7 protein-coding genes are annotated in these 7,751 nt (G+C 65.4%); all 7 read left to right on the forward strand.

Annotated features, from left to right (window positions below; all coding sequences use genetic code 11):
- Positions 1-318: 318 nt before the first annotated feature.
- The 7 genes from B9A15_RS11135 (at position 319) to B9A15_RS11165 (ending at position 7,669) form a co-directional block, all read left to right on the forward strand.
- Entirely contained in the window at positions 319-1,314 is a 996-nt protein-coding gene (locus B9A15_RS11135; RefSeq protein ID WP_084410153.1) for a cytochrome c oxidase subunit II, read from the forward strand.
- Positions 1,311-3,857 carry a cytochrome c oxidase subunit I gene (ctaD, locus tag B9A15_RS11140; protein ID WP_084410154.1) on the forward strand — a complete coding sequence of 849 codons (2,547 nt, stop codon included), beginning with the start codon at positions 1,311-1,313 and terminating at the stop codon, positions 3,855-3,857. Before B9A15_RS11135 ends, ctaD begins: the two co-directional genes overlap by 4 nt.
- Before the next feature lie 12 nt (positions 3,858-3,869).
- Positions 3,870-4,256, forward strand: coding sequence for a hypothetical protein (locus B9A15_RS11145; RefSeq protein ID WP_084410155.1), 387 nt, complete (start codon positions 3,870-3,872; stop codon positions 4,254-4,256).
- 67 nt (positions 4,257-4,323) lie between these two features.
- The gene (locus B9A15_RS11150) at positions 4,324-5,619 is read left to right on the forward strand and encodes a c-type cytochrome (protein ID WP_084410156.1); all 1,296 of its coding nucleotides are present in this window, start codon (positions 4,324-4,326) and stop codon (positions 5,617-5,619) included.
- A 102-nt stretch (positions 5,620-5,721) separates the two neighbouring features.
- A complete protein-coding gene (locus tag B9A15_RS11155) occupies positions 5,722-6,546 on the forward strand; it encodes a ZIP family metal transporter (protein WP_084410157.1) in 825 nt (274 codons plus the stop codon).
- Entirely contained in the window at positions 6,536-7,450 is a 915-nt protein-coding gene (locus B9A15_RS11160) for a cation diffusion facilitator family transporter (RefSeq protein ID WP_084410158.1), read from the forward strand. Before B9A15_RS11155 ends, B9A15_RS11160 begins: the two co-directional genes overlap by 11 nt.
- Positions 7,451-7,468: 18 nt before the next feature.
- A complete protein-coding gene (locus B9A15_RS11165; protein WP_139798339.1) occupies positions 7,469-7,669 on the forward strand; it encodes a SpoIIAA family protein in 201 nt (66 codons plus the stop codon).
- Positions 7,670-7,751 lie beyond the last annotated feature (82 nt).

A 7,751-nucleotide genomic window follows, 5' to 3' on the forward strand; every position in this document is an offset into this window, starting at 1 on the left:
GCTAAGGGCGGCCGAGACGAGGATCATGGAGCCCTTCGATGACTTCTTTTGTTCCGGGACGTTCGAGTGCTGTGCGTTTCACCTATCTCGCAGAGAAGCAAGCTCCTCTGGCGGCAGAATGCCGAGCGGCCTGTTTCCTGATCGTCGGCCGGACCATTTGATGCCGGCAGCGCTCGAAAGCCCGGAACGGCGCCTCGACGGGTGCGAGCGATGTCAAAACCACGCCTGCCCCATCCGCGCGGTACGTCTTCATGGTAAGTGGCGTGGCTTTGCCATCATCGGCGCACGCGCTGTCGAAGCCCTCCCGGCCGTTGCAGAATGAATGTGCTTCACGCGATAGCGGGCCTGCTCCTCCTCCTTCTCCTGTCCGCCTGCACGGGCGCGCAGTCGGCCTTCGACACCGGGGGCGTCGAAGCCGAGCGGGTCCTTGGCATGTTTTGGATCATGGTCGTCGGCGCGGCGGTCATCTGGATTTTCGTCATCGGCCTCAGCTGTTACGTGACCAGGGTCAGTCCACGGGCGGTCGACGATAGGATCGGCATCCGGCTCATCATCTGGGGCGGATGCGTATTCCCTACGTTAGTCCTGGCGGGGCTGCTTTTCTGGGGTCTGGGCATGATGCCCGAACTGCGCAGGCCCGCCGACGGGCCGACGATCGCGGTCTCGGGTGAACGATTCTGGTGGCGCGTCGCCTATGACGTAGAGGGCGGGCCGGGCGTGGTGCGCAACCTGCCTCCGGGCGGGGTTCCGAGCGCGAACGAGATCTGGCTCCCGGTGGGGCAGCGCAGTACGATCCTTCTCGGCAGCCCGGACGTCATCCACTCCTTCTGGGCGCCCTCGCTCGCCGGCAAGATGGATGCCATTCCCGGCCGGGTCAATCGGCTGGTGATGGAGCCGACCAGGACCGGCGTCTACAACGGCGTCTGCGCGGAGTTCTGCGGCGAGGCTCATGCGCAGATGGGATTTCGCGTCGTGGTGGTCTCCGAGCAGGAGTATGCCGCCTACGTGCGGGCGCAGGCCGCGCCCGCCGCCGTCACGCAAGGTCCGGGCGTCGATCTCTTCCTTCGCAATGGCTGCGCCGCCTGCCACAGCGTGCGCGGCACCACTGCCGATGGCCAGATCGGTCCGGATCTGACCCATGTCGCGTCGCGCCGGACCATCGGGGCGGGGCTCTTGCCGACGACGCCCGAGAACATCGCGGCGTTCATCCGCTCGACCGATCATGTGAAGCCCGGCGTCGAGATGCCGTCCTTCGGCATGCTGCCTGAAGCGGAGGTGACGGCAATCGCGCAATGGCTCGGGAGCCTCGAATGAGCGAGACCACCAGGCAGGGCGCGAGCGATCGCGACCAAGAGGACGAGGCGGTCCGCCGCGCGCAGGAAGAACGGCTAAGGAAGGTCTGGGCGGCGCCGAAGGGCTGGCGCTACTGGTCGGCGGTCAACAACACCGAAGTCGGCGTCTGGTACACCGCATTGTCCTTCGCCTTCATGCTGTTCGCTGGCGTGCTGGCGCTCATCATGCGGGCGCAGCTGGCGGTACCCGAGAACAACCTCGTCACGCCCGACTTTTACAACCAGGCGTTTACGCTACACGGCACGGCGATGATGTTCCTCTTCGCGGTGCCGATCTTCGAGGCGGTGGCGATCATCCTGCTACCGCAGCTGCTCGGCGCGCGCGACCTGCCATTTCCGCGGCTCTCGGCGTTCGGATTCTGGTGCTTCCTGATCGGGGGCGTCTTCGTCTGCGGCTCGATCTTCTTCGGCGCCGCGCCGACCGGCGGCTGGTTCATGTATCCGCCGCTGACCACCGAGGAGCGGTTCACGCCCGGCTACGGAGCGGACATCTGGCTGCTCGGCCTCTCCTTCATCGAGGTCGCCTCGATCGCCGCGGCGATCGAGCTCATCGTCGGCACGCTGAAGTGCCGCCCGCCGGGGATGCGGCTCAACCTGATGCCGCTCTATGCCTGGTACGTGCTGGTCGTCGCCGGGATGATCCTCTTCGCCTTCCCGCCGCTGATCGCCGGCGACATCCTGTTCGAGCTGGAGCGGTTGTTCGACTGGCCGTTCTTCGATCCGACGCGCGGCGGCGACCCGGTGCTCTGGCAGCACCTGTTCTGGATCTTCGGCCATCCGGAAGTCTATATCGTCTTCCTGCCGGCGATCGCGCTTCTGGCGATGATCATCCCGACCTTCGCGCAGCGCCCGATCCTCGGCTATTCCTGGATCGTTCTGGCGGCGGTCGGCACCGGCTTCATCTCCTTCGGTCTCTGGGTCCACCATATGTACACGACCGGGCTGCCGGCGATCTCGCTCGGCTTCTTCTCGGCCGCCTCCGAGGCGGTCGCGATCCCGACCGGCGTGCAGATCTTCGTGTTCCTGGCGACGCTCATGACCGGGCGCGTCATCTATTCCGTGCCCATGCTCTTCGTTTCCGGCTTTCTCGCCATCTTCGTCATTGGCGGGCTGACCGGCGTCATGGTCGCGATCGCCCCCTTCGACTGGCAGGCCCACGACACCTATTTCGTGGTTGCCCATCTCCATTACGTGCTGATCGGAGGCATGCTCTTCCCGGTGGTCGCGGGAGTATTCTACTATTGGCCGATGATCAGCGGCCGCAAACTGTCCGACCGGCTCGGCAGACTGGCCTTCTGGCTGATGTTCGTCGGCTTCAACGTCGCCTTTTTCCCGATGCACTTCTCTGGCCTCGCCGGCATGCCGCGGCGCGTGTGGACCTATCCGGAGGCGCTCGGGCTGGAACTGCCGAATCTCGTTTCCACCATTGGCGCCTTCGTCTTCGCGGCCGGCATCCTCACCATCGTCTATGACGTCCTGCGCCCGCGCGGGAGCGAGCCCTACGCCAAGCGCAATCCGTGGAACGCGGGAACGCTGGAATGGCTCGCCGAGATGCCCGGCGAGAACTGGGGCGTGCGCTCGGTGCCGGTCATCACCTCGCGCTATCCGATCTGGCAGCAGCCGAACTTCATCGACGACGTCGACAAGGGGCGCTTCTACCTGCCGGATGCCGAGGAGATGAAGCGCGAGACGATCGTCTCCTCCGTCCTCGACGGCGAGCCCGAGCAGTGCCTGCGCGTGCCGGGCCCGAGCTTCATGCCGATGATCTCGGCGTTCCTGACCGGCGCGGTCTTCATCCTGGCGACCTTCCACTACTGGTATGCCACCATCGCCTTCATGGCGCTCGCCACCGTCTCGATCATGATCTGGCTCTGGCGCGGCACCGCCATCATTCCCGAGAAGCCGGAAAAGGACGTCGGGCGCGGACTGAAGCTGCCGCTCTATACCTCGGGCCCCATATCCGTCGGCTGGTGGGCGATGTTCATCACCATGACGGGCGACGTCACTGCGTTCATCGGCCTGATCTTCGGCTACTACTATTTCTTCACGATCCATGAGGACTTTCCGCCGCCCTCTGGCGCGGGTCCCGGCGTGGTCTGGCCAATGGTCTCGCTTGGCCTCTTCCTTGCCGCCTGGGGCGCGGCATGGCTCGCGCTCGAGCGCAACCGGGCGAGACGGATCGGAGCCGCCCGGGTGCTGATGGGTGCGGGTGCGGGCGCTGCGCTCAGCGCCGCGGCCGTGCTCCTTTGGGGGCCATTCGCCACCGGCCTCGATCCGGCGAGCCACGTCTATCCCGCGACGGTCTGGGTTCTGGCGATCTGGACCGCGGCGCACGGCGCAGTCGGCGCTCTGATGCTGCTCTACTGCCTGGCGCGGTCGCTGGCGGGCAGGTTCACGTCGGACCACGATATCGATATCGCCAATGTCACGCTCTACTGGCACTTCATGGCGGGAACGGCGTTGGTCACTGTCGCCACGCTCGCGCTCTTTCCTCTGGCGGCCTGAGGGGGACGGCCGATGCGGCTATTCGGACTATATGGACGGACTCAGGATACCCTCTGGACCCTGATCGCCGCGCCTGCGATCTGGGGCGTGCACTTTCTGTTCAGCTATTTCTACGCCGCCTATCGCTGCGCGCCCAATGCGGACATCTTCGCGTCGATCGGCGGCACCCGAATCGTCGTCGGCATCGCCACTGTGGCGGCGCTGGTTTTGATTGGCCTGGTATTCCGCCGTGCCTGGGTCGAATGGCAGGCAAAGGGCGGTACGGTCCGGCACGACCGCGACACGGCCGAGGACCGGGAGCACTTTCTGGAGTTCTCCACAGTGCTCCTCGCCGCGCTCTCCTTCGTGGCGGTCGCTTTCGACGTGATGCCGGTGCTCCTGATAGGGGACTGCCGATGAGACAGAGCCGGAGCACCGGCGAGGTTACAGCGCATCGCAGGGCGGCGGCTTACCGCCGGAGAGAGCCGTGCGGATAGACTTCGTCCTGACCTGGAAGAAAGCTCTCGGCCTGCTTCTCCTGGCGGGAGCCGCGGCGCTGGCGGTGAGCTTGTCCGGGCTCGTGTCGATCGCCGCCTCCTCCGGCCACATCGCGCCCTGGCGCTGGTTCCTCGGCTGGACCCTCGAGAACGCTGTCCGCACGCAGTCGATCGGCGTCGGTCCTCCGGATGATCTCGACCTGTTCGACCCGGCACTGGTGAAGCGTGGGGCGGGGCATTTCGCGACCGGCTGCGCGGCATGCCACGGCGCTCCCGGCGTGCCGCAATCGCCGGTCGTGCTAGGCATGACGCCCGCCCCGCCGCGGCTCGAGGAAGCGATCGGCGACTGGAAAGACGACGAGCTGTTCTGGATCGTCAAGCACGGCATCAAGTATTCCGGGATGCCGGCCTGGCCGACGCAGGAGCGCGACGACGAGGTCTGGGCGCAGGTGGCGTTCCTGCTCGCGCTGCCGGAAATGACGCCGCAGGCATATGCCGATCTGGCGCTCGGCGGCGGTTTGGCCGACGACGATACCGAAGCCGGCGGGCAGACAACGGCGGCGCTGAACGGGATCTTCGAGAACGCTCTCTCCGACTGTGCGCGCTGTCATGGGCGTGACGGGCTCGGGCAGGGCGAAGGCGCGTTTCCGGACATCGCCGGCCAGTCGGAAGCTTATCTCTACGCAACGCTGCGTGCGTTTTCGCTCGGTGCCCGGCAGAGCGGCTTCATGCAGCCGCCGGCCAGACGATACGAGCCGGAGGTGCTGCGGCAGCTGGCGCGCTACTTCGCCAGCCAGCCTGCAGCGGGCACGGCCGCGCCTGGCGCTGGCGACGCGCGGGCCAAGACGGCTGCCGCCCCGCTTGACTCGGCACGAGGGTCAGCACCGACCGCGCGACGCCAGGATGAGGCCGGGCGGTTGGAAGGAGACGCCGAAGTGGCGACCTTCAGGGTGCCGTCGGCCTCGGCAGCCGGCCCGCCCGCTACGCGGAAGGGTTTGCTGGAGCTTGGCCGACGCATCGCGCTCGAAGGCATTCCTTCGCGCAAGATTCCGGCCTGTCAGAGCTGCCACGGCGCGGCCGGACGGGCGAAAAATCCGTTCTATCCCTATCTTGCCGGTCAGCCCGAGTGGTACCTTTCCGAGCATCTGCAACTCTGGAAGGAGGGCACGCGCGGCGGCACTAAATTCGCGCATGTGATGGACAAGATCGCCGTCCATATGACCGAGGAGCAGATCGAGGCGGTGGCGGCCTGGTATTCGGAGCAGTCTGCGAAGGATGATCCGTAGCATGCCGCGGCCTTTGGATCCCGTTACGTCGAAGCGTCGTCCTGCCACCCTGTGGCGGGCGGGACGGCCGCCTACCCATCGCCCGATGCAAGGAATTGGACAATGAGTTTGTGGACCGTGCTGCTGCTGTCTCTCCTGCCGGGGGCGGGGAATTTTGCCGGCGGAATGCTGGCAGAGTTCGGCAAGACGTCCGACCGCCTGCTCAACTGGGCGCTTCACGCCGCGTCCGGCATCGTCATCGCCATCGTGGCGGTCGAGCTGCTCCCTGAAGCGCTGAAGGCGCTTGCAGGCTGGTGGATCGCGGCCGCCTTCGCCGCAGGCGGCGTGACATACATCCTGGTCGAGATGGGGGTCGAGAAGCTGCAGTCCGGTGGAAAGAACCGGACCAGCATGTGGATGATCTACGTCGCGGTCGCGATCGACCTGACTTCGGACGGAATGATGCTCGGATCCGGGGCGGCTGTCTCATCGAGTCTCGCGATCGCGCTTGCCGCCGGGCAGGTCCTGGCGGACGTGCCGGAGGGCTATGCGTCGATCGCGAACTTCCGCGACAAGGACGTGCCACGGCGCAGGCGCATTCTCCTATCTGCATCGTTCATCCTGTTTTGCGTGGGCGCGGCGCTGCTGGCCTATTTACTGCTGCGTGGCGCGGGCGAAGGGCCGAAAATGGCTGCGCTCACCTTCGTCGCCGGCCTTCTGACCGTCGCGGCAGTCGAGGACATGCTCGAGGAGGCGCACGACGCCAAGAGCGACACCCGGACTTCGATTCTCGCCTTCGTCGGCGGCTTCGTGCTGTTCACCTTAGTTTCCGTCGGCTTGGAGACCGTGCTCGGCGGATCGTCGGGTTCGGGCGACGGCTCCGGCCCGGGCATCGAAAGCGACCTTCAGTCCCTCCAGAAGAACGAGAACGGCCCCGATGCCTCATGACCACGGCCACACCCATATCGATCCCGAGTCCGGCGACAAGCGCGTCGCCATCGCGATCTGGGCCAACGGGCTTCTCACAGTCGCCCAGATTGTCGGTGGTATCGTTGCGGGCAGCCTCGCTCTTGTTGCCGACGCCCTGCACAACTTCTCGGACATGGCGTCGCTGGTCATCGCCTTCGGCGCGCGCAAAATCGCCCGGCGCCCGGCCGATGCGCGGATGACCTTCGGCTATGGCCGGATCGAGATCGTGGCCGCGCTGATCAACTACACCACACTGATCCTGGTCGGCATCTATCTAATCTACGAGGGCGTGATGCGGATGATCGATCCGCCTGAGGTTCAGGGTTGGTATGTCGTCATCCTCGGTGGCGTGGCTCTGGTGATCGATACGCTCACGGCGATGTTGACCTATTCGATGCAGAAGGGCAGCGTGAACATACGCGCGCTTTTCGTGCATAATCTCAGCGACGCGCTGGCCTCGGTCGCTGTGGTCGTCGGCGGCGCGCTGATCCTGCTTTACGATATTCGCTGGGTCGATCCGGCGATCACGATCGGGATCGCCCTCTATATTCTCTATCTCGCCCTAACCGAGATCGGCGGCACGATTCGCACCCTGATGCTTGGCAGTCCGCCGGATATCGACACCGACGCCGTCATCGACGCCGTGGCTGACGTGGACGGCGTGACCGAGGTTCACCACGCACATTTCTGGCAGATGGAGGAGCACGAGGCAGCGCTCGACACGCATGTGGTAGTCGATGCAAGCCGCTGGGAGGACCTCGAGAAGATCAAGGACGCGATCAAGGCGCGCGTGAAGGGCGACTTCGGCATCGAACATTCGACGCTGGAGTTCGAGCGCTCGGATCGCAAGCACGAAGATGCGAAGCGGTACGGGCATGGATGACGCAACGGGAGACAGATGATGTGGAAGGAAGTGAAGATCGAAGGCGACCGCGTGCTCGGACTCGAATGCGCCGGCAAGCTGACCGAAGAGGATTTTCGCGGGATAGGAACGTGGCTCGATGAGAAACTGGCCGGGCGCGGCAAGCCCGCGCTGGTTCTGTTCTTGGGCCGCTTCGAAGGCTACGAGAATGCTTCCGCGCTCTGGCATCCTCCGGTATAGAGTTTCCTGAGACAGAACTTTGGGTTTGAGTGGCTCCGTTGAGGAGGAGCCATGACAGACGAGAAGAGCGCCCGGGCGGGCG

Source organism: Fulvimarina manganoxydans (assembly GCF_900176465.1).
GTDB lineage: Bacteria > Pseudomonadota > Alphaproteobacteria > Rhizobiales > Rhizobiaceae > Fulvimarina > Fulvimarina manganoxydans.

Bases quoted from the DNA above. Each gene is read 5' to 3' on its own strand.
- B9A15_RS11165 (WP_139798339.1), top strand. From the start codon at position 7,469: ATGTGGAAGGAAGTGAAGATCGAAGGCGACCGCGTGCTCGGACTCGAA.
- B9A15_RS11160 (WP_084410158.1), top strand. From the start codon at position 6,536: ATGCCTCATGACCACGGCCACACCCATATCGATCCCGAGTCCGGCGAC.
- B9A15_RS11145 (WP_084410155.1), top strand. From the start codon at position 3,870: ATGCGGCTATTCGGACTATATGGACGGACTCAGGATACCCTCTGGACC.
- ctaD (WP_084410154.1), top strand. From the start codon at position 1,311: ATGAGCGAGACCACCAGGCAGGGCGCGAGCGATCGCGACCAAGAGGAC.
- B9A15_RS11135 (WP_084410153.1), top strand. From the start codon at position 319: ATGAATGTGCTTCACGCGATAGCGGGCCTGCTCCTCCTCCTTCTCCTG.
- B9A15_RS11155 (WP_084410157.1), top strand. From the start codon at position 5,722: ATGAGTTTGTGGACCGTGCTGCTGCTGTCTCTCCTGCCGGGGGCGGGG.